Below are 19777 nucleotides of genomic sequence, written 5' to 3' on the forward strand. Positions count from 1 at the left end.
CGGACAACATATTGGGTTCTGTCCCTCGGAGAACACTATTCCCATCGGCGGACATGCCTGTCAAGGGCGTTGCGGGGGCTTTGGCGGCTATTGTCTGGACTAGCCGGAGTTGATAACGTCCAGCCCCAACGGGCACTTCGGGCCGGCGGGAAGGATCTCGGCGAAAACATGTCCAGCACGACGCATCCGTCGCGGTACGCGGTGGATCCCGCGGTCCGTCGGCCGGTCGACGTGGCGAACGGCTGGCGCCTCGAACGGGTCACCGCGCCCAGCCGCCTGTTCGGCGCCAACGGCCTGCGGACGGGTCCCGACGGCCGCATCTACATCGCGCAGGTGACGGGCAGCCAGATCAGCGCGCTCGATCACCGCACCGGCCACCTGGAGACCGTGAGCGCCAAGGGCGGCGACATCGTCGCGCCCGACGACGTCGCATTCGACGCGAGCGGCAACCTTTATGCGACCGAGGTGATGGACGGCCGCGTCAGCATGCTCGACACCGCCGGCCGCACCCGCGTGCTGCGCGACGACATCCCGTCGGCCAACGGCATCACCTTTCATCGGGGCCGGCTGTTCGTCGGCGAATGCCGCGAGGGTGGGCGCCTGCTGGAATTCGACCTGGGCGGCGGGCCGCCGCGGGTGCTGCTGGCGAACGTGCCCTCGCCGAACGCGATGGAGGTCGGGCCGGACGGCCTGCTGTATTTCCCGGTGATGGGCGCCAACGAGATCTGGCGCATCGACCCCGACGGCGGCGAACCACAATGCGTCGCGGCCGGTCTCGGTGTTCCCGACTCGGTGAAGTTCGACCCGCACGGCCACCTCGTCTCGACCCAGGTGGCCAGCGGGCAGGTGCTGCGCATCGATCCGCGCAGCGGGGAACGGCGGCTGCTGGCCCAGCTCAATCCGGGGCTGGACAACTGCACCTTCGTCGGTGAGACGGTGCTGGTGTCCAACTTCACCGGCGAGATCACCGAGATATCGCCGGACGGCGCGACGCGCACGGTGTTGCCCGGCGGGCTGAACTGGCCGCTGGACCTGGCCGTGGGCGACGAGGGCGATCTCCACATCGCCGACGGCACGTACTTTTACGCCGCCGCACCCGACGGATCGCTGCGAACCGTCGGGATGCTGTTCAGCCCCGGCTATCCCGGGTTCCTGCGCGGCGTCGCCGCCGGCGGGCCGGGCGAGTTCGTGGTGACGACGTCGGGGGGCCAGGTCGCGCGCTACCGCCCGGCGGCGAGCGAAAGCGAGGTGCTGGCCGACGGTTTCGATCAGCTCTACGGCGTCGCGGTGAGCCCCACCGCGACGGTCTTCGCCGAGCTGGGCACCGGGCGGGTGTTGTCGTTGCGGGCGGGGAACATCGAGGTGCTGGCCGCCGGCCTGCGCGACCCGGTGGGCGTCGCAATCGGCGCGGACGGGGCGTGCCTGGTGGCGGAGTCGGGCGCCGGGCGCGTGGTCAGGGTCGACGGATCCAAGACCGACACCGTCGTCGCCGATCTGCAACGCCCGCAAGGCATCTCGGTGCGCGACGGCGTGCTCTACATCGTCGACGCCGGCGCCAGGGAGTTGATCGCTTTTGACCTGAACAACCGGGAAAAGAACGCCGCGCGCACCATCGCGTCCGGGTTGCCGGTCGGCCCCCCACCGGGGGTGGTGCCCAAGCCGCTCAAGGGGATGCCGCCGTTCTCCGGCCCGCAGGGCCCGTTTGCCGGTATCGCCGCCGCGCCCGACGGGACGCTGTACCTCTCGGCCGACGGCGAAGGCAGCGTGCTGGCCCTGCGCCCGGATCCGGGCGGCCGCTGATGCCCCAAACCATCTCCAGCGACCACCGCTACCTGCAGATCGCGCGCACGCTGCGCAAGGAGATCGTCGACGGGGTGTATCCGGTGGGCTCGCAGCTGCCGACCGAACACCAGCTGTGTGAGCGGTTCGCGGTCAGCCGCTATACCATCCGCGAGGCGCTGCGCCGGCTGCGGGAGGACAACCTGGTCGCATCGCGGCCGCGGGCGGGTACCCGGGTGGTTCCCCGGCCGGCGTCGAGTTCGTATGCGCAGGACGCGATGTCGATCGACGACCTGCTCGCGTTCGCGTCCGGCGCCCAGCTCACCATCGAGTCCAACGAGATGGTGACCGTCGACGACGACCTCGCCGCCCGGAGCGGGCTGGAGGCCGGCAGCCAGTGGCTGTCCGTGCGGGGCTACCGGCAGGCCGACGGCGCGCCGCTGCCGCTGTGCCGCGCGGAGTACTACATCAACCGCACCTTCGCCGCGGTCGGCAGGCTGCTGCAGCGCCACACCGGACCGATCTTCCCGTTGATCGAGGACCTGTTCGGCGTGAGCGTCGCCGAGCTGCGCCAGGAGATCGCCGCGGTGCTGCTGTCTCCGGAGCTGGCCGCCGGCCTCGGCGCCGAGGCGGGGACCGCCGCGCTGCAGATGCGGCGCACCTACCGGACCTCCGACGGCGAGATCGCGCAAGTCACGATCAACACCCACCTGTCGTCGAGCTTCCGCTACGCGATGACCATGCGACGCGTGAATGGCTAGGCCGACCCGAACGGACCCCGCACGCGCGGCAGACGCATACCGGCGCGGGCTGTGGGTGCACACCACGCTGGCCGACACGCTGCGCTCGGCGGCGGAGGCCACCTCGGAGCGAACGGTGTTGGTGGACAACGACACCCGCCTCGACTGCGCCACACTGCAGGTTCGGGCCGGCGCGCTGGCCGGCGCCCTGCTGGCGCGCGTGCCCGCCGGCAGCGTCGTGTCGTTCATGCTGCCGAACTGGCACGAGGCCGCCGTGATCTATCTGGGGGCGACGCTGGCCGGGATGGTGGTGAACCCGATCCTGCCGTCGCTGCGCGACAACGACCTGCGTTTCATCCTCGAGGACGCCCAAACGGCGATGATCTTCGTCCCGCACCGCTTCGGCGGCCACGACTACGCGGCGATGCTCGAACGCGTGACCGGGGCGATGGGGCCCGCGGCCCCCGAGGTCGTGGTGCTGCGGGGCCCTGAAACCGCCGGTGCGCACACGCCGTACGCCGGGCTGCTGGGCGAGCGGCCGGACGCCGGGCGGCTGCCGGCGCTGGACCCCGACGCCGTGCGGATGGTTCTCTACACGTCGGGCACCACCGGCCGGCCCAAAGGCGTGCTGCACAGCCACAATTCGATACACGCCCTGATCCGTCAGCTCCGCGACTACTGGGCCATCGAACCGGGCGACACCTTTTTGGTCCCGTCGCCGATCGCCCACATCGGCGGCTCGATCTACGCGTTCGAGTGCCCGCTGCTGCTGGGCACCACCGCGGTGCTGATGGACCGGTGGGACCCGGCGGCGGCGGTGGCGCTGATCAGCGCCGAGCGGTGCACCCACATGGCCGGGGCCACGCCGTTCCTCCAGCAGCTGTTGTCGGCCGCCGAGCGCGCCGGCACCCGCCTGCCGGAGCTGAGGGTGTTCATCTGCGGCGGCGCCGCGGTGTCGCCGCCGCTGATCCGCAGGGCCGCGGCCTATTTCGAATCCGCGGCCGTCACCCGCGTGTACGGCTCGACGGAAGTGCCGGTCACGACGGTGGGCTCGCTGGACGACGCCGACCGCGCCGCGGACACCGATGGGCGGGTCGGCGTGGCCGACGTCAGACTCGCGCCGGGCACCGGCGAGATCCGCGTGCGCGGCCCGCAGATGCTGCTCGGCTATCGGCATCCCGAAGACGACGCCGAATCTTTCGACGCCGAGGGATATTTCCGCACCGGGGATCTGGGCCGCTGGGTCGACGGGCAATACCTGCTCGTGACCGGCCGGGCCAAGGACGTGATCATCCGCAACGGCGAGAACATCTCGGCGAGGGAGGTCGAGGACCTGCTCGCCGACCACCCGGGCATCGCCGAGATCGCGGTCGTCGGACTGCCCGACGAGCGCACCGGCGAGCGCGCGTGCGCGGTGATCGTGCCCGCGGGCGCGGCGCGGCCCGACGTCGCGAGCCTGCTTTCGCTGCTGGAAAGCAAGGGAGTCGCGAAGTTCAAGGCGCCCGAACGCGTGGTCATCTGGGATTCGCTGCCGAAGAACGACGCGGGGAAGATACTCAAGCATGAGATCCGGGCGGCTTTAACACAGGCGGCGACACGGGCGGAGACCGAGGATGGGTGAGATGCAGGTCGCGATCGTCACGGGTGCGAGCAGCGGCATCGGCCTGGGCTGCGCGACGAGGCTCGCCGGGATGGGCATGGCGGTCCTGGGCACCGGGCGCGACGAAGCCAGGCTGGCCGCCCTCGAAAGCGCCGTCGGCGATCCGGATCGCGTCGCGACCCTCGCCGTCGACCTCACCGACGACGACGCGCCGCGACGCATCGTCGGCCTCGCCGTGTCCCGGTGGGGCCGCATCGACTTCCTGGTCAACAACGCCGGGGTGGGCAACCCCAAGCCGCTGCACGAGACCGACGACGAAACGCTGGACGAGTTCCTGGGTTTGATGCTGCGCGCCCCGTTCCGGCTCGCGCGCGACGTGCTGCCCCACATGCGGCCCGGTTCGGCGATCATCAACGTCACGTCGACGTTCGCGGTCGTCGGGGGCCTGCGCGGCGGCGCCTACTCGGCGGCCAAGGGCGGGCTGACCGCGCTGACCACGCACATCGCCTGCCAGTACGGGGCGTCCGGCATCCGCTGCAACGCCGTCGCGCCCGGGGTGACGCTGACCCCGATGGTCGAAAAGCGCCTCGAGGACGAGCGATTCCGCAAGATCAACACCGAGATGACGCCGCATCAGCGGCTGGGCCGCGTCGACGACATCGCCAGCACCGTCGCGTTCCTGTGTTCGCCGGGCGGAAGTTTCATCAACGGGCAGACGATCGTCGTCGACGGTGGATGGAGTTCGACAAAGTATCTGTCGGACTTCGCGCTGAACTCGGAGTGGACCCCTCGGTGAACCTGTTCGCGGCGCTCGATCAGGCCGCGCGCCGGTTCGCCGACCGGGGAGCGGTGTACCACGGGGACCGCCTGGTGTGCACGTGGGGCGAATTGCGCGACCGCGCACTGCGTTTGGCGACGTCCATCCGGGAGCGGGTGGGCGCCGGTGCGCGCGTCGCGATCGCGAGCCACAACCGCCCCGAAATCGTCGAGTTGATGTTCGCGACCTGGGCCGCCGAATGCGTCGTCGTCCCGATCAACTACAAGCTGCATCCCCTGGAGATGGCCCAGATCCTCGACGACGCCGGCGCGTCGCAGGTCTTCACCTCCCCGACGATCGGCGCCGGGCTCGCGTCGGTCACCTCCGCGCCGGTCGAAACCCTTGACTCCGAGGGCTATTCGCGCCGCTTCGAGGCCGACCCGTCGGCCCCGCCGCACACGGACCCGTCCACCCTGGCATGGCTGTTCTACACCAGCGGAACCACGGGCCGGCCCAAGGGCGCGATGCTGTCGCATCGCAGCCTCACCGCGATGGCCGTCGCCCACCTGGCCGACATCGACGCACCGAACGAGGACTGCAGCCTGGTGCACGCGGCCCCGATGTCGCACGGCTCGGGGCTCTACGTCGTTCCCTACGTGCTGCGCGCGGCCCGCCAGGTGGTGCCCGAGTCGGGTGCCTTCGACCCCGACGAGTTCCTCGACCTGTGCGGAAACCACCCCGCCGCCAGCGCCTTTCTCGCCCCGACGATGGTCCAGCGCCTGGTGCGCACCGGACGCGGGCGCCCGGCCAACCTCCGGACCATCGTCTACGGCGGCGGTCCCATGTACGTCGACAGCCTGAAGGGCGCGATGGCGGCGTTCGGCCCGATCTTCGCGCAGATCTACGGGCAGGGCGAGGCGCCGATGACGATCACCGGTTTGCGCCGCGCCGACCACGAGTCCGCGCAGCCCGGCGACGACGCGATCCTCGGCTCGGTCGGCTATCCGCGCTCGGGGATGGAGGTCGCGGTGCTGCGCGCGGACGGCCGCCCCGCGTCCCCCGGCGAGATCGGCGAAATCGTGTGCCGGGGCGACGCGGTCATGTCGGGCTACTGGCGCAACCCGGACGCGACCCGTGCCACCCTGAAGGACGGCTGGCTCTACACCGGCGACATGGGCTCGTTCGACGCGCGCGGGTTCTTGACACTGCGGGACCGCTCCAAGGACGTCGTCATCAGCGGCGGCACCAACATCTACCCGCGCGAGGTGGAAGAGGTCCTGCTCGAGCACCCGTCCGTGTCGGAGGCGTGCGTGGTCGGCGCGCCCGACGCCGAGTGGGGCGAGGTGGTGGTCGCATTCATCGTCGGCGCGGACGGCACCGGCGGTGCCGTCGACCCAGCGGAGCTGGACGCCCACCTGTTGACCCGGATCGCGCGCTTCAAGCGGCCCAAGCGCTACGAATTCGTCGACGAGCTGCCGAAGAACAGCTACGGCAAGGTGCTCAGGCGGGAACTGCGTGCGCGAAGTCGATGACTCCGCGGATGTTGCGGCCCTCGCGCAGGTCCGCGAACGCCTCGTTGATCTGGTCCAGCCGGTAGTGGCGGGTGACCAGCTCGTCGAGCTTCAGCGCGCCCGCCCGATACATCGACAGCAGCGTCGGCACGCTGGTACGCGGATTCATCCCGCCGTAGAGCACCCCCTTGAGTTGCTTGGCCGAGAGCACCATCTCCTGCAGGATCAGCGGGACCAGGGGCTCGCTGAACGGGGTGATGCCGGTGAGCACGCACGTGCCGCCCTTGCGAAGTAGCCTCAGCGCCAACGGGATCAGGTCCACATGCAGGACACCGACGGTCACCACGACGCGGTCGGCCATCACCCCGGCGGTGATCTCCGACACCAGCGGCAGCGCCTCCTCGGCGGATGCCGCGGTGTGGGTCGCGCCGAAGATCTTGGCCGAATCCCGCTTGTACTCAACGGGATCCACCCCGACGACGTAGGTCGCGCCGGCGGCGCGCGCCCCCTGCAGTGCGTTCATCCCGACTCCGCCGGTGCCCAGGACGACGACGGTGTCGCCGGGCTCGGTGCCCGCCGAGATCGTGGCCGAGCCCCAGCCGGTGCTGACGCCGCAGGACACCAGGGAGGCGGCGTGGAACGGGATCGCGTCGTCGATCTTGATGACCGACATTTCCGAGAGCACCGCGTATTCGGCGAACGTGCCGAGTTGGCCATAGGCCAACAGGTTTTCGTCGCCGAGATGCCGGCGGCAGGTCCCGTCGGAGGGCATCTCCTTGGCGAACAGGCTCGCGCCGGCATCACAGATGTAGCTCTGGCCGTTGACACAGAATCGGCAGCGCCCGCAGGCGGGAATGAACGACATCGCCACGTGGTCGCCCGGCCGCACCGCCGTCACGCCGGGCCCGACCTCCTCGACGACCCCGGCGCCCTCGTGACCGCCGAGCACCGGGAACCAGTCGGGCGCGGGCATTCCGGTCGCGGCCAGCACCTCGGGGGTGGGCACCACGTCGCCGGTGGCGAGGTGGTCGTCGGAGTGGCAGACGCCGGCGACGGCCATCCGCACCAGTACCTCACCGGCGTGCGGCGGGTCGAGAACCACCTCGCGGACCTCCCAGTCCTCGCCCACACCGCGCAGCACGGCGGCGCGACACTTCATGGCGACCTCCTTGTTCAGGCTCGTCCAGGCTCGTTCAGGCTCGTTCAGGTGGACAGCTGCGCCCGGATCAGCGGCGCGATCATGTCCGCCAGGTACTGGTGTCCCGCGTCGGTGGGGTGCACGCCGTCGGCGCCGATCAGCTCGGGCCGGCCGACAAACCAGCGCTCGGCGATCGGGTCGACCCACGCCGCCCCCGCGCCCAGGGCCGCGCCGAAGAGCACGTCGCGTATCCGCAATATCGTGGCGGGCACGTCAGCGGTCGGCCACGCCGGCCCGATCACCAGCAGCCGCGCCGCCGGTGCGCGGGTGCGCGCCAGCCCGAAGGTGTCGCGGACCTTCCCGGCCAGCAGTTGCGGGTCGGCGCTCTCGTCGTTGCGGGAGCCGAAGAACACCACCAGCGCGTCGTCGTCCTTCACCGCCCTGTCGGTCAGGTCGTAGAAGATGCTGTGGTGGTCGCCCGGGGTGACGTAGCCGGCCCGTTTCTCCGCGGCCACGTCGGGCGCGATCCGCTCGCCTTCGGCGCCCAGCATCTGCCAGGCGCGGGCGGGCCACGACCGCGGCCCCAGCCCGCCCTCCTCGGTGCCGGTGGTGTAGGAGTCGCTGACGACGGCGACGTGATTGAGCCGCATGTCGATGGTCAGGATGTTGTAGCCGCGCGCGGGTGCCGAATGTGGATGCTTGCCGAGGAAGGTGGCGACCACAACGGCCAAGCTGACGGCGAAGGTGACCAGGCGACTCACGAGCGTCACACCGCTCGGGCCGAAACCGCTTCCAGCCCACCGTCGATCGGGTGCAGCTTGGCGCTGACCGGCTCGGCGGACTCGACTTTGTCGTCGGCGGGGCGGATGTGGACCATCTTGCGCATCCATCGGCGGGCGGGCTCCTCGACGAAGTGATACATCAGGATCGAGAGGACCACCGCGATCGCCAGCAGGCCGACGACGTTCCATTTCCACGGATTGTCCTGCGGGGCGAGCTCGAACTGCTCGACCGCCCACCCCCAACCCGTGTGCACCAGCTCGTGGACCATGTACAGGCAAAACGAGATCTGTCCGCCGTACACCATCGCCCGCGTCGACAGCAGCCGCGGCAGGCCGCCCAGGCCGATCGCCAGGGCGATCACCAGCGGAACGAACAGCACGTCGACCACCCCGCCGCTGTCGTTCTCCACGACGCCCGCTATCGGGTGCGCGTCGAACCAGTAGAGGACGCCGACCATGGCCGCCAACAGCAACAGGGCGACGTGGCCGGCGACGCGGCGACCGCGATCGGTCATCCGCAGCCTGCGCACGGCCGCGCAGGCCAGGGCGCCGGCGGTGAACTGCGTCACGATGCGCGGCAGCCAGCTCCACGGCGTGTAGAAGTGGCCGCTGGCCAGCAACATGACCATCGGCGGCAGCGACGCCGCGAACGCCAGCAACATCAGGTTGCGCGCCCTGGTCGTCTGCTTCATCCGCAAGATCACCAGCACCAGCAGGCCGAACAGCAGGTACGCCAGCCATTCCGCGCTGATCGACCAGGCGGGCCCGTCCCAGCTGGAGTCGTCGAAGAACGGCACAAACCACAACTGCACCAACAGGATCTGGCGCACGTAGCTGACCGCGGTGAGCTGGCCGGCGTCGGGCGACGGCACGTGACCGACGTGGAGCGTGAAGATCACCCACAGGGCGGCGAGGTGCAGCGTGACCAGGTACACCGGCCACACCCGGGCCAGCCGCAGCCACAGGAAGTGCAGGGTGGCACGCGTCGACCACCTCCGGCCCAGGCGCTCGAGGTAGTTCCAGGTGAGGACGAATCCGCTGAGGATGAAGAAGAGGTCGACGCCCTGGGCCCCGCAATTGAGCACCGGCGCCAGGGCCTGCAGGAGGCCGGGCGAGGCGTCGCCCAGCATCGGCCGGAAGTGGAACAGCACCACCCACACCGCGGCGACGATGCGAAGTCCCGTCAGTGCCTTGATCTCGCCCTTGATCTCTATCGTCCCCACAGGGCTTTCTTTCCGTCTGGGCCGCGCCGCTTTCGTATCCGATTAGCCTGGCGACCGGGCGATCTCGGCATCACAGCAGCCCCCCGACCGAGCACCCGGCAGCCCACGCAGCCTAACAGCGCCGGCGCGGCGACGGCGTGAGGGGCCGTGGCGTGGTGGCCGAAAACGCCTCGAGTGGCTTCTTAGCAAAGAGTTAGAGGCGGCTTTCGGTCCCCTTAGGTTTTGCGGGCACCGTAGTAGACAGGTTCTTCGAATGGGGCGCACATGACAATCGCACACGTCGCGACTCGACGCGGTTACGGCACGATTGAGTGCGATGGCGCCCAGATCCGGGCCCATTGCCGGCACCTGGCGACCGTGGTGACCATCCGCGGTGACATCGACGCCGTCAACGTCGACCGGGTCGGCGAGCACGTTCGGCGCTTCGTCCTCGGGGGCAACCCGCTGGTGCTCGACCTGAGCGACGTCAATCACTTTGCCGCGGCGGGCATTTCGCTGGTGCACCGGCTCGACGAGGCCTGCCGCGCCGCCGGGGTGGAGTGGACACTGGTCGCCGGCCCGGCGGCCATGGAGCTGCTGGGCGTCCGCCGCGACCAGGACGACACCGCGGAGATGTTCCCGATCGCGCGCTCGGTGCGCGAGGCGCTTCGCACCCTGGCGGACGCGATCGTCGACCGCCGTCAGCTCGTGCTGCCGCTCATCAAGAAGACGGCTTAGCCTTTGCCGGCCCGCCGCCCCCGCACCAGCCGGGCGGCCCCCAGCACCGCCAGCACTCCGGCGGTCGTCGCCAGCACCGTGGTCAGCAGCAGCATCTGCGGGCTATAGACCAGCGACGTCGTGGACGGCTCCCCGTCCGCGATCGGCGCCACGCTCACTATGCGGCGCGCGTGCATCCAGCAAACGCCCGCGCCCACCAGCGCGGTGCAGGCCAGCACGAGCTGGATCCAGGCCTTGACGCCGCCGAGGCGGGCGGTCACGGCAGTGGCCCGTCGTCGAACCGGTCGTCGCCGGCGTCGTCGGGGACGTCGGATCCGGCGGGTTCGACCCGTTCCTGGACGAGCGGGGTCAGCGCCGCCCGCAGCTGGCGGTGGCGACGCGCCCAGGCCTGGGCGGTGCGATCCCCCGTGAGCTTGAGCCCGATGCCGATCCGGTGGCGTGGCACCCCGGTCAGCTCGCCGAGCGCCCGCGCCGACTGCCAGCGCGCGAGCTCCTTGCCGGAGGCCTCGTGGTGCTCGGGCTCCGGATAGACCTTGACGATCTCGCGCACCAGGATGGTTTCGGTGCCCTGGCGCAGGGCCTCCGGGGTGAGCTCGACCGAGACATGGATCCGGGCCGCCTTCACCTGCAGTCCGACGAACGACGACACCAGCACCAAAAAGATCGCCGGGACGACGAACGACACCGGGGCGCCGCTCCAGATCTGAATCACGACCATGGCCCCGGCCGCGGCCGGGCCCAGCGCCACCCACCACCAGCTGGCGCCGCGCTCGTAGAACAGCGGCTCTTGTTGGTTGTCTGCTGTCACGAAAGCCAGCCTGCCGCATCCGCGGCCCAGTAGGTGAGCACGATGTCCGCGCCGGCGCGCCGGATGCTGGTCAACGATTCCAGCGCCGCGGCCCGCTCGTCGATCCAGTCGTTAGCGGCCGCCGCGCAGATCATCGCGTACTCCCCCGAGACCTGATAGGCGGCCACCGGCACCGGCGAGATCGAGGCCGCGGCCGACACCACATCCAGATAGCCCATCGCGGGCTTGACCATCACGATGTCGGCGCCCTCGTCCAGATCGAGCCGGACCTCGCGCAGCGCCTCGCGGAAGTTGCCCGGCTCCTGCTGGTAGGTGCGCCGGTCCCCGGACAGGCTCGAGCTCACCGCCTCGCGGAAGGGTCCGTAGAACGCCGAGGCGAACTTGGCGGCGTACGCCAGGATCACCACGTCGCTGTGGCCCGCGGCGTCCAGGCCGTCGCGGATCGCCGCCACCTGGCCGTCCATCATCCCGCTCGGTCCGACCACGTGGGCACCCGATTCCGCTTGCGCCACCGCAAGTTTGACGTACTGCGCCAGCGTGGCGTCGTTGTCGACCCTGCCCGCCCGGTCCAATATCCCGCAGTGCCCGTGATCGGTGAACTCGTCGAGGCAGGTGTCGGCCATCAACACGGTGGAGTCGCCGAGGTCCTTGGCCAGCTCGCGCAGCGCGACGTTGAGGATGCCGTCGGGGTCGGCGCCGGCCGAGCCGGTCGAGTCCTTGTCCTGGTCGCGCGGCACCCCGAACAGCATCAGCCCGCCCACCCCGGCGGCGACGGCGGCTTCGGCGGCCTTGCGCAGCGAATCCCGGCTGTGCTGAACAACCTTGGGCATGGATGGGATGGGCCTAGGCTCGTCGATGCCGTCGGCGACAAACATCGGCAACACCAAATGCCTTGGCTCCAGAGACGTTTGCGCCACCAGGCGACGCAGCGCGGCGGTCGAGCGGAGCCGTCGCGGGCGCTGCCGGGGGTAGGCGTCCATGCTCATCGCGCGGTTTCGCAGCCGCGAGCGTCCGCAAAATGCCAGCCTCGACGGCGTGTCGCTGTATAGACACGCTCGCTCGCCGGCGGGGGCGCCACTAGCGCCTGCGGCTCTTCTTGCGCGGCGGCGGCAGCGCCCCCTCGGCGCGCAGCCGCGCGGCGTGCTCGGCCAGCGCGTCGACCAGGGGGCCGACGGCGGCGGTGTCGGGCTGGACGTCCACCCGCAGGCCGAACTCGGCGGCGGTCTCGGCGGTCTTGGGGCCGATGCAGGCGATGATCGTGCGCGCGTGCGGCTTTCCGGCGATGCCGACCAGGTTGCGCACGGTCGAGCTGGAGGTGAAGCACACCGCGTCGAAGCCGCCCGTCTTGATCATCTCGCGGGTGGCCGCCGGCGGCGGCGCGGCGCGCACGGTCCGGTAGGCGGTGACGTCCTCGATCTCCCAGCCGCGCTCGCGCAGCCCCTCGGCCAGCGTCTCGGTGGCGATATCGGCCCGCGGCAGCAGGACCCGGTTCACCGGGTCGAAAACGCTGTCGTAGGGCGGGAAGTCGTCGAGCAGGCCCAGCGAGGACTGTTCCCCGGCCGGCACCAGCTCCGGGCTGATGCCGAAGGCGCGGACCCGGTCGGCGGTCGACTCGCCGACGCAGGCGATCTTCACCCCGGAGAACGCGCGGGCGTCCAGGCCGAACTCGCCGAACTTCTCCCACACCGCGCGCACCGCGTTGGTGGAGGTGAAGACCACCCACTGGAATCGGCCGTCGACCAGCCCCTTGACCGCCCGCTCCATCTGGGCGGGGCTGCGCGGCGGCTCGACGGCGATGGTCGGCACCTCGATCGGCACCGCGCCGTAAGAGGTCAGGCGCTCGCTCATCTCGCCGGCCTGGTCCTTGGTGCGCGGCACCAGCACCGTCCAGCCGTACAGCGCGCGGCTTTCCCACCAGTTCAGCTTCGCCCGGCTGGCCACCGTCTTGCCGATGGTCACGACCAGCGGACCGGTCATCGGGCCGGCCGGGTCGCTCCCGCCCAGCGCGGCCGGATCGGTCAGGCCCGCCAGCGTCGTCTCCACCGAACGCTGCTGGCAGGTGGTGCCCTGCGCGGTCACCACGCAGGGGGTCGTCTCGGCCAGCTCGTGCTCGATCAGGGCGCGGGCGGCGTCGGGCAGGTCCGCCGCGCCTGCCTGCAGGATCAGTGGCCCGGGGGCCGCGGCCAGCGCTTCGTAGTCGATGTCCTTGGCGTCGACGCGCACGTCGGCCACCGTGTGCGACGAGCCCAACGGCAGCCCCGCGTAGGTGGGGACGGCGCTGGTGGCGGCCAGGCCGGGCACGATCTCGATGCGCAGGTGGCTGCGCGCGACGGCGTTCACCTCGGCGATCACCGCATCGACCGTCAGTGGGTCCCCGGCCACCAGCCGCACCACGTCGGCGCCGGAACGGGCCTCGGCGGTCAGCGTCTTGGCGACCTCGGCGGGTTCGCCCAGGGCCGGGCGGATGTCGGGTCCGCCGGGGATCACCGCGGGCGCGGCCTGGCCGGGGTCGCCGTCGGGGGCGCCCTCGCCGTTGGCGGGGGCCGGGTCGGCCGGCGCCGGGCCGGACACGGGTGGCAGGTCCTTGCCGATCAGCGCGAGCACGGTTTCGGGCACGTCGGGGTCGGTGAACACCAGGACGGCGTTGGCCAGCACCGAGGCGGCCCGAGCCGTCAACAGGCCGGGATCGCCGGGGCCGGATCCCACGAACGTGATGTGGCCCGGCCTCGGTTTGCGCCCACGCATGCTCGGTTGGCGAGTCATTGTCGCTCCCAGTTCATCTCACTCAACTTTTTCAAGTCATTCGCTTTCGGTGGGCGGGCCCTGCCGCGCCGCCGACATCAGCTCCCGCGCCCCCAGTTCGAACAGCTCCGCGGCGACCGAAAGCCCAAGCTCTCGAGCCCGACCGGGAGTGCCGATGCCGGACGCGCGGATCACATCGGACCCGTCCAGCGCCGCCACGCAGCCGCGCAGCGACAGCTCTTCGAAGACGCGGCCTTCCTCATCGATGGACTCGACCACCTCGGCGATGGCGCCCACCGGCGCGGAGCAACCGGCCTCCAGTTCGGCCAGCAGGGCTCGCTCCGCGGTGACCGCCGCGCGGGTGTCGGCGTCGTCCAACTCCGCCAGGACCGCGGCCAGCTGATCACCGGCCCGGCATTCGACGGCGAGCGCTCCCTGAGCCGGTGCGGGCAACATCTGCACCGGCTCTAGCGTCTCGGTGACATCGCCGAGGCGGCCCAGCCGGGCGAGACCGGCCCGGGCCACCACGATGGCGTCTAGTTCACCACTGCTTACCCTGTTCAACCTGGTATCTAGGTTGCCTCGTAGGGGGCGGATTTCCAAACCGAGACCCAATGCTCTAAGCTGTGCGGCCCGCCGGGGCGACGACGTGCCCACCAGCGAGCCCGCCGGCAACTCCCCGAGCACCAGCCCGTCGCGGGCGACGAGCGCGTCGCGGGGGTCGTTGCGCGGGGGTATCGCCGCGATGGTGAACCGGGGGTCATCGGCGGTCGGCAAATCCTTGTGGGAGTGCACCGCGGCGTCGACGCGGCCGTCCTCGATGGCCTCCCGCAGCGCGGTGGTGAACGCGCCCACGCCCAGGGTCTGGATGGGTGCCGACGACCGATCGCCGGCGGTGCTGATGGTGACCAGCTCCGCGGGGTGGCCGTTGGCGATCAAAGCGTCCCTGACGACCCCGGCCTGGGTGGTGGCCAACAGGCTGCCCCGCGTGCCTATCCGGATCACGTGCGCCAATCGGCTACTCGCCCGGCTGGGCCTGGGCGCCCGCGTCGAATCCGGTTGGCATGACTGGCAATTCGGCTGCGGCGACGGCGGCCACCGAGTCGATGGCGGTCTGGTCGAGTTCGAACAGCTCGCGCAGGGCCTCGGCGTAGCTGTCCCCGCCCGGGGCGCTGGCGAGCTGCTTGATGCGCACCGTGGGCGCGTGCAGCAGCTTGTCGACCACCCGCCGCACGGTGCGGGCCACCTCCTCGCGGTGGGTGCTGTCGAGGCCCGGCAAGCGGTTGTCCAGGCGCAGCAGCTCCGCCTCGACGACGTCGGCGGCGCGCTGGCGCAGGGCGGTCACGGTCGGGGTGACCTCGGCCATGCGCTGCGTGGCCAGGTAGGTGGCGACCTCGGCCGCCACGATGTGGCGGGCGGCGTCGACGTCGGCGGCCGCGGCGTGGGCCGACGGTTCGCGCTGCACGCGGTCCACGTCGACCACCCAGACGCCGGGCAGCCCGGTCACCGCCGGATCGACGTCGCGCGGCATGCCCAGGTCGCAGATCACCAGGGGATGGGCCGATTCGTCACGGCCGGTGGCCGCCAGCGCGTGGTGCACGTCGGCCAGCGAAACCACCGGGCTGACCGCACCCGTGCAGCTGACCACCACATCGGCGTCGGCCAGCGCGTCGGCCAGCCGGTCCAGGGTCAGCGCATCGGCCCGCACGCCGGCTTCGCGGATCTTGCGGGCCAGCCGCTGGGCCCGCGGCAGCGACCGGTTGAGCACCCGGATGCGCTCGATGCCGGCCCGGGCCAGGTGCGCCGATGACAGCGCACCCATCGATCCGGCGCCGATGACCACGGCGTTCTTGCCGGCCAGTCGGCCCAGCCTGCGTTCGGCGATGCTCAGGGCGACCGACACCACCGAGGCGCCGGCGGCGTCGATGGCGGTCTCGGAATGGACCCGCTTGCCCACCGACAGCGCCCGCTGGGCCAGCTCGTGCAGAACGCGGCCGACGGTGCGGTTGGTCTCGGCGGCCGCGTAGGCGCGGCGCACCTGGCCCAGCACCTGCTGCTCGCCGACCACCGCCGAGTCCAGGCCGCTGGCCACCGTAAACAGGTGCTCGACGGCGGCCTCGCTGTAGCGCACGTAGGCGTACTTGGTCAGGTCGCCCATCGACATCCCGGAATGGTCCGACAGCACCTGCCCGACCACCGCCAGCCCGCCGTGGAACGCGTCGACGACGGCGTAGACCTCGACCCTGTTGCAGGTGGACAGCACCATCGCCTCGGTCACCAGGGGGGACTGCAACACCCGGTCGACGATTTTGACCTGATCGGATTCGTCGATGCTGAGTTGTTCCAGGACGGAGACCGGGGCACTGCGGTGCGAGACCCCGAAGAGCAGGATGCTCACGGCAGCATCACCTGGCCAGCTCCCTTGCTTCCTCCAGTAACTGAACTGCTGTCCACGGTAAACGTTGATCAGCTGGGCTACCAAATAATTGCCGGCGGACTACCGGCCCAGATCGGCCCGCAGCCGGGGCTCGTCGATCTCCCAGTAACTGTGCTCGCGGCCGTCGAGCAGCACCACCGGCAGCCGGTCGCCGAATTCGGCCCGCAGCCCCGGCTCGCCCGCCAGCGCCTTGGCGTCGACGTCGGTCGTCGCCAGCTCGAAGCCCAACTCGTCGGCGAGTTCCGCCAGGCGGGCCCGCACCCGCGCGCAGATCGTGCAGCCGTCGCGGGTCAGCAGCTCCACGCTGTGCCGCGTCATGGCACCAGTCTGCCTGGTGACCCCGGAGTGACCCGGAGTGACCCGGAGTGAATTGTGGGGCCGCGCCGCGGCGGTTACGTTGCCGCTGTGGCTGCCGAGGACACGTTGCGCGTCGACCCGCCGGCGATGCGGGCGTTCGCCGAGGCGCTGTCGGGTCGCGCCGAGGAGCTGCGACACCGGTTCGCCGCGCTCGACGATCAGGTCGGCCGGCTGCTGGGCGGCTGGCGCGGGCCGTCGGGCGGCGCGTACGCCTCGGCGTGGGAGCTGTGGCACCGGGGCGCCGGCGAGGTCGAGGTGGGCCTGTCGTTGCTGGCGCGGCTGGTCGCGGAGGCCGGCGGGCTGTACCGGGAGCACGAGGCGGCGTCCGCCCGGGCGCTGCGCGGAGTGCGCCGTGGCTGAGCCGTTTCGGGTGGATCCCCAGGCGTTGGCCGACGCGGTGCATCGCATGGCGGAGTTTCAGCGCTACGCCGAGCACATGCTCACCGAAATCGATTCCCTGGTAAGCGATTTGCACTCGGAGTGGACGGGCCAGGGCGCGGCGGCCCACGCCGAGGCGCACCGGCACTGGGCGCGCGGCGAGGCGATGATGCGCGAGGCGCTGGCCCAATTGCGGGCCGCGGGCGCGACCGCCCACCGCAACTACACCGGCGCCATGTCGGCGAACCTGGCCATGTGGTCCTGACCGGCGCCGCGCCGCCGCTGGCACGCCAAGCCGGCCCCGGATCGGCCGGATAGGGTTGACATCGGCGATTCCCCGACCACCGGGTGGGCAGCGTTCTAGGAGGTGTGGCCCATGGCTGACCTGGAGTCGCTGGACGACAACGCGAGCGCCAAACGCGCGCTCGACGACCTGCAGGCTTCCGGCGCCCTGCCGGAAGGCCGCCCGCAGCCGCCGATCGACCTGACCGCGGCCGCGTTCTTCGACGTCGACAACACCCTGGTGCAGGGTTCGTCGGCCGTGCATTTCGGCCGCGGGCTGGCCGCGCGGCACTACTTCACCTATCGCGACGTGCTCGGATTTATCTACGCCCAGGCCAAGTTTCAGTGGCTGGGCAAGGAGAACAGCAACGACGTCGCCGCCGGCCGGCGCAAGGCCCTGGCCTTCATCGAGGGCCGTTCCGTCGAGGAGCTGGTCGCGCTGGGCGAGGAGGTCTACGACGAGATCATCGCCGACAAGATCTGGCCCGGCACCCGCGAGCTGACCCAGATGCACCTCGACGCCGGCCAGCAGGTGTGGCTGATCACCGCGACGCCCTACGAGCTGGCGGCGACCATCGCCCGCCGGCTCGGCCTGACCGGCGCGCTGGGCACCGTCGCCGAGTCGGTCGACGGGGTGTTCACCGGCCGGCTGGTCGGCGAGATCCTGCACGGCACCGGCAAGGCCCACGCGGTGCGCTCGCTCGCGATTCGGGAGGGGCTCAACCTCAAGCGCTGCACGGCTTATTCCGACAGCTACAACGACGTGCCCATGCTGTCGCTGGTGGGCACGGCGGTCGCCATCAATCCCGACGCCCGGCTGCGCGCCCTTGCCCGCGAGCGGGGGTGGGAGATCCGCGACTTCAGAACCGCGCGCAAGGCGGCCCGGATCGGCGTGCCGTCGGCCCTGGCGCTGGGCGCGGCCGGAGGCGCGCTGGCCGCACTGGCGTCGCGGCGCCAATCGCGCTGATAAGCTGCGCCGCTAGCGAGTAGTCGAGGGGAAGAGCAACGCGTCATGACGATCCCAGAATCGGCCCAAGGAATTATCGGCAGCCATTACCGGGCGCCGGACTACTTCCAGGTCGGACGCGAGAAGATCCGCGAGTTCGCGGGGGCGGTCAAGGATGATCACCCCGCGCACTTCGACGAGGCCGACGCCGCCGAGGCCGGCTATCCCGAACTGGTGGCCCCGCTGACGTTCCTGGCGGTCGCCGGGCGGCGCGTGCAATTGGAGATTTTCACCAAGTTCGACATCCCCATCAACATCGCGCGGGTCTTCCACCGCGACCAGAAGTTTCGGTTCCACCGGCCGATCCTGGCCCACGATAGGCTGTACTTCGACACCTATCTAGACTCCGTTATTGAGTCCCACGGCACTGTCCTCGCCGAGATCCGCAGCGAAGTCACAGACGCCGAGGGCAAGCCGGTCGTCACCAGCGTCGTCACGATGCTGGGAGAGGCCGCACACCAGGACGCAGGCGCTGAAGAAACCGTCGCCGCGATTGCATCCATATCTGCTGGAAAGTAGGGTCAATTCAATGTCACAGGGTGAATCGGGTGGCACCCAGCTGAAGCCGCCGGTCGACGCAGTCCGATCGCATTACGACAAATCCAACGAGTTCTTCAAGCTGTGGCTCGACCCCTCAATGACCTACAGCTGCGCCTATTTTGACGAGCATCCAGACCCGAACAACCTGACCAAGACGCTCGAGGAAGCCCAGTACGCCAAGCGCAAGCTCGCGCTGGACAAGCTCGGCCTCGAGCCGGGAATGACGCTGCTCGACGTCGGCTGCGGCTGGGGCTCGACCATGCGCCACGCGGTGACCGAATACGACGTCAACGTCATCGGCCTGACGCTGAGCGAGAACCAGTACGCGCACGACGTGGAGAAGTTCAAGGAAATCGACAGCCCCCGCCGCAAAGAGGTGCGGATCCAGGGCTGGGAGCAGTTCGACGAGCCGGTCGACCGGATCGTGTCCCTCGGAGCGTTCGAGCACTTCGCCGACGGCGCCGGCGACGCCGGGTTCGAGCGCTACGACACCTTCTTCAAGAAGTTCTACAGCTTGACGCCCGACGACGGCCGCATGCTGCTGCACACGATCATCATCCCGGACAAGGAAGAAGCCCAGCGGCTCGGCCTCACCTCGCCGATGAGCCTGCTGCGGTTCATCAAGTTCATCCTGACCGAGATCTTCCCGGGGGGTCGCCTGCCGCGGATCTCGCAGGTGGACCACTACTCGTCCAACGCCGGGTGGAAGGTCGACCGCTACCACCGCATCGGCAAGAACTACGTGCCGACGCTGAACGCGTGGGCGGACGCGCTCGAGGCGCACAAGGACGAGGCGATCGCCCTGAAGGGACAGGAAACCTACGACATCTACATGCATTACCTCAGGGGCTGCTCGGACCTGTTCCGGGACAGCTACACCGACGTCTGCCAGTTCACGTTGGTGAAGTAGTCACACGCGGCTTGCACGCAAAGCGCCCCGGTGTCTCTGGCCAGAGGCACCGGGGCGTTGCGTTGGGCGT

General features: G+C 70.4%; 21 protein-coding genes. 11 read left to right on the forward strand and 10 right to left on the reverse strand.

Going from position 1 to position 19777, the window contains the following annotated elements; genetic code table 11:
* The first annotated feature begins 168 nt into the window (after positions 1-168).
* From BST11_RS01000 to BST11_RS01020, 5 genes are read left to right on the forward strand one after another with little or no spacing between them, the layout of a single operon-like run.
* Complete coding sequence (locus BST11_RS01000) at positions 169-1800, forward strand: SMP-30/gluconolactonase/LRE family protein (protein WP_083136160.1); 1632 nt, start codon at positions 169-171, stop codon at positions 1798-1800.
* The gene (locus BST11_RS01005; protein ID WP_083136161.1) at positions 1800-2540 is read left to right on the forward strand and encodes a GntR family transcriptional regulator; all 741 of its coding nucleotides are present in this window, start codon (positions 1800-1802) and stop codon (positions 2538-2540) included. The genes BST11_RS01000 and BST11_RS01005 overlap by 1 nt, the downstream gene beginning before the upstream one ends.
* Positions 2533-4140: an AMP-binding protein gene (locus BST11_RS01010; protein WP_083136162.1), complete on the forward strand. Its 1608-nt coding sequence runs from the start codon at positions 2533-2535 to the stop codon at positions 4138-4140. The genes BST11_RS01005 and BST11_RS01010 overlap by 8 nt, the downstream gene beginning before the upstream one ends.
* The gene (locus tag BST11_RS01015) at positions 4133-4915 is read left to right on the forward strand and encodes an SDR family NAD(P)-dependent oxidoreductase (protein WP_083136163.1); all 783 of its coding nucleotides are present in this window, start codon (positions 4133-4135) and stop codon (positions 4913-4915) included. Before BST11_RS01010 ends, BST11_RS01015 begins: the two co-directional genes overlap by 8 nt.
* Positions 4912-6408: an AMP-binding protein gene (locus BST11_RS01020; protein WP_083136231.1), complete on the forward strand. Its 1497-nt coding sequence runs from the start codon at positions 4912-4914 to the stop codon at positions 6406-6408. The genes BST11_RS01015 and BST11_RS01020 overlap by 4 nt, the downstream gene beginning before the upstream one ends.
* Here BST11_RS01020 and BST11_RS01025 read toward each other — a convergent pair.
* The 3 genes from BST11_RS01025 to BST11_RS01035 all read right to left on the reverse strand — a co-directional run bounded on the left by BST11_RS01025 (position 6377) and on the right by BST11_RS01035 (position 9530).
* A complete protein-coding gene (locus tag BST11_RS01025) occupies positions 6377-7528 on the reverse strand; it encodes an NDMA-dependent alcohol dehydrogenase (protein WP_083136230.1) in 1152 nt (383 codons plus the stop codon). The two genes, BST11_RS01020 and BST11_RS01025, sit on opposite strands and share 32 nt — an antisense overlap.
* A 62-nt stretch (positions 7529-7590) precedes the next feature.
* Complete coding sequence (locus BST11_RS01030; RefSeq protein WP_083136232.1) at positions 7591-8286, reverse strand: Rv0518 family GDSL lipase; 696 nt, start codon at positions 8284-8286, stop codon at positions 7591-7593.
* Positions 8287-8291: 5 nt separating this feature from the next.
* Positions 8292-9530, reverse strand: a complete 1239-nt coding sequence (locus BST11_RS01035; protein WP_083136164.1) for an acyltransferase family protein — start codon at positions 9528-9530, stop codon at positions 8292-8294.
* Between the two features lie 264 nt (positions 9531-9794).
* Between BST11_RS01035 and BST11_RS01040 the strand changes: the two genes are divergently transcribed.
* Positions 9795-10247: an STAS domain-containing protein gene (locus tag BST11_RS01040; protein ID WP_083136165.1), complete on the forward strand. Its 453-nt coding sequence runs from the start codon at positions 9795-9797 to the stop codon at positions 10245-10247.
* Here BST11_RS01040 and BST11_RS01045 read toward each other — a convergent pair.
* The 7 genes from BST11_RS01045 to BST11_RS01075 all read right to left on the reverse strand — a co-directional run bounded on the left by BST11_RS01045 (position 10244) and on the right by BST11_RS01075 (position 16552).
* Positions 10244-10507, reverse strand: coding sequence for a hypothetical protein (locus BST11_RS01045; RefSeq protein WP_083136166.1), 264 nt, complete (start codon positions 10505-10507; stop codon positions 10244-10246). The genes BST11_RS01040 and BST11_RS01045 overlap by 4 nt on opposite strands.
* Entirely contained in the window at positions 10504-11028 is a 525-nt protein-coding gene (locus tag BST11_RS01050; RefSeq protein WP_083136233.1) for a DUF3093 domain-containing protein, read from the reverse strand. The genes BST11_RS01045 and BST11_RS01050 overlap by 4 nt, the downstream gene beginning before the upstream one ends.
* A gap of 23 nt (positions 11029-11051) precedes the next feature.
* Positions 11052-12041 (reverse strand): porphobilinogen synthase, encoded by a 990-nt coding sequence (gene hemB / locus BST11_RS01055; protein WP_083136167.1) that lies wholly within the window; start codon positions 12039-12041, stop codon positions 11052-11054.
* Positions 12042-12132: 91 nt separating this feature from the next.
* The gene (locus BST11_RS01060) at positions 12133-13800 is read right to left on the reverse strand and encodes a bifunctional uroporphyrinogen-III C-methyltransferase/uroporphyrinogen-III synthase (RefSeq protein ID WP_142276153.1); all 1668 of its coding nucleotides are present in this window, start codon (positions 13798-13800) and stop codon (positions 12133-12135) included.
* A 54-nt stretch (positions 13801-13854) separates the two neighbouring features.
* A complete protein-coding gene (gene hemC / locus BST11_RS01065) occupies positions 13855-14802 on the reverse strand; it encodes a hydroxymethylbilane synthase (protein ID WP_083136234.1) in 948 nt (315 codons plus the stop codon).
* A 13-nt stretch (positions 14803-14815) separates the two neighbouring features.
* On the reverse strand, positions 14816-16195 hold the full coding sequence (locus BST11_RS01070; protein ID WP_083136169.1) for a glutamyl-tRNA reductase: 1380 nt from the start codon (positions 16193-16195) through the stop codon (positions 14816-14818).
* Positions 16196-16294: 99 nt separating this feature from the next.
* Positions 16295-16552 (reverse strand): glutaredoxin family protein, encoded by a 258-nt coding sequence (locus BST11_RS01075; RefSeq protein ID WP_083136170.1) that lies wholly within the window; start codon positions 16550-16552, stop codon positions 16295-16297.
* Between the two features lie 87 nt (positions 16553-16639).
* Here BST11_RS01075 and BST11_RS01080 point away from each other — a divergent pair, with 87 nt between their 5' ends.
* The 5 genes from BST11_RS01080 (at position 16640) to cmaA2 (ending at position 19707) form a co-directional block, all read left to right on the forward strand.
* On the forward strand, positions 16640-16951 hold the full coding sequence (locus tag BST11_RS01080) for a WXG100 family type VII secretion target (RefSeq protein ID WP_083136171.1): 312 nt from the start codon (positions 16640-16642) through the stop codon (positions 16949-16951).
* The gene (locus tag BST11_RS01085) at positions 16944-17234 is read left to right on the forward strand and encodes a WXG100 family type VII secretion target (RefSeq protein ID WP_083136172.1); all 291 of its coding nucleotides are present in this window, start codon (positions 16944-16946) and stop codon (positions 17232-17234) included. The genes BST11_RS01080 and BST11_RS01085 overlap by 8 nt, the downstream gene beginning before the upstream one ends.
* A gap of 111 nt (positions 17235-17345) precedes the next feature.
* Positions 17346-18218 carry an HAD family hydrolase gene (locus tag BST11_RS01090; RefSeq protein ID WP_083136173.1) on the forward strand — a complete coding sequence of 291 codons (873 nt, stop codon included), beginning with the start codon at positions 17346-17348 and terminating at the stop codon, positions 18216-18218.
* 45 nt (positions 18219-18263) lie between these two features.
* Positions 18264-18776, forward strand: coding sequence for an FAS1-like dehydratase domain-containing protein (locus BST11_RS01095; RefSeq protein ID WP_083136174.1), 513 nt, complete (start codon positions 18264-18266; stop codon positions 18774-18776).
* A 10-nt stretch (positions 18777-18786) separates the two neighbouring features.
* On the forward strand, positions 18787-19707 hold the full coding sequence (cmaA2, locus tag BST11_RS01100) for a cyclopropane mycolic acid synthase CmaA2 (protein WP_083136175.1): 921 nt from the start codon (positions 18787-18789) through the stop codon (positions 19705-19707).
* Positions 19708-19777: the final 70 nt, after the last annotated feature.

It is taken from the genome of Mycobacterium alsense, from assembly GCF_002086635.1.
Classification (GTDB): domain Bacteria; phylum Actinomycetota; class Actinomycetes; order Mycobacteriales; family Mycobacteriaceae; genus Mycobacterium; species Mycobacterium alsense.

Coding starts and splice junctions, on each gene's coding strand:
- BST11_RS01090 (WP_083136173.1), top strand. CDS start 17,346: ATGGCTGACCTGGAGTCGCTGGACGACAACGCGAGCGCCAAACGCGCG.
- BST11_RS01010 (WP_083136162.1), top strand. CDS start 2,533: ATGGCTAGGCCGACCCGAACGGACCCCGCACGCGCGGCAGACGCATAC.
- BST11_RS01015 (WP_083136163.1), top strand. CDS start 4,133: ATGGGTGAGATGCAGGTCGCGATCGTCACGGGTGCGAGCAGCGGCATC.
- BST11_RS01075 (WP_083136170.1), bottom strand. CDS start 16,552: ATGACGCGGCACAGCGTGGAGCTGCTGACCCGCGACGGCTGCACGATC.
- BST11_RS01000 (WP_083136160.1), top strand. CDS start 169: ATGTCCAGCACGACGCATCCGTCGCGGTACGCGGTGGATCCCGCGGTC.
- BST11_RS01095 (WP_083136174.1), top strand. CDS start 18,264: ATGACGATCCCAGAATCGGCCCAAGGAATTATCGGCAGCCATTACCGG.
- BST11_RS01005 (WP_083136161.1), top strand. CDS start 1,800: ATGCCCCAAACCATCTCCAGCGACCACCGCTACCTGCAGATCGCGCGC.
- hemB (WP_083136167.1), bottom strand. CDS start 12,041: ATGAGCATGGACGCCTACCCCCGGCAGCGCCCGCGACGGCTCCGCTCG.
- cmaA2 (WP_083136175.1), top strand. CDS start 18,787: ATGTCACAGGGTGAATCGGGTGGCACCCAGCTGAAGCCGCCGGTCGAC.
- BST11_RS01040 (WP_083136165.1), top strand. CDS start 9,795: ATGACAATCGCACACGTCGCGACTCGACGCGGTTACGGCACGATTGAG.
- BST11_RS01060 (WP_142276153.1), bottom strand. CDS start 13,800: ATGCGTGGGCGCAAACCGAGGCCGGGCCACATCACGTTCGTGGGATCC.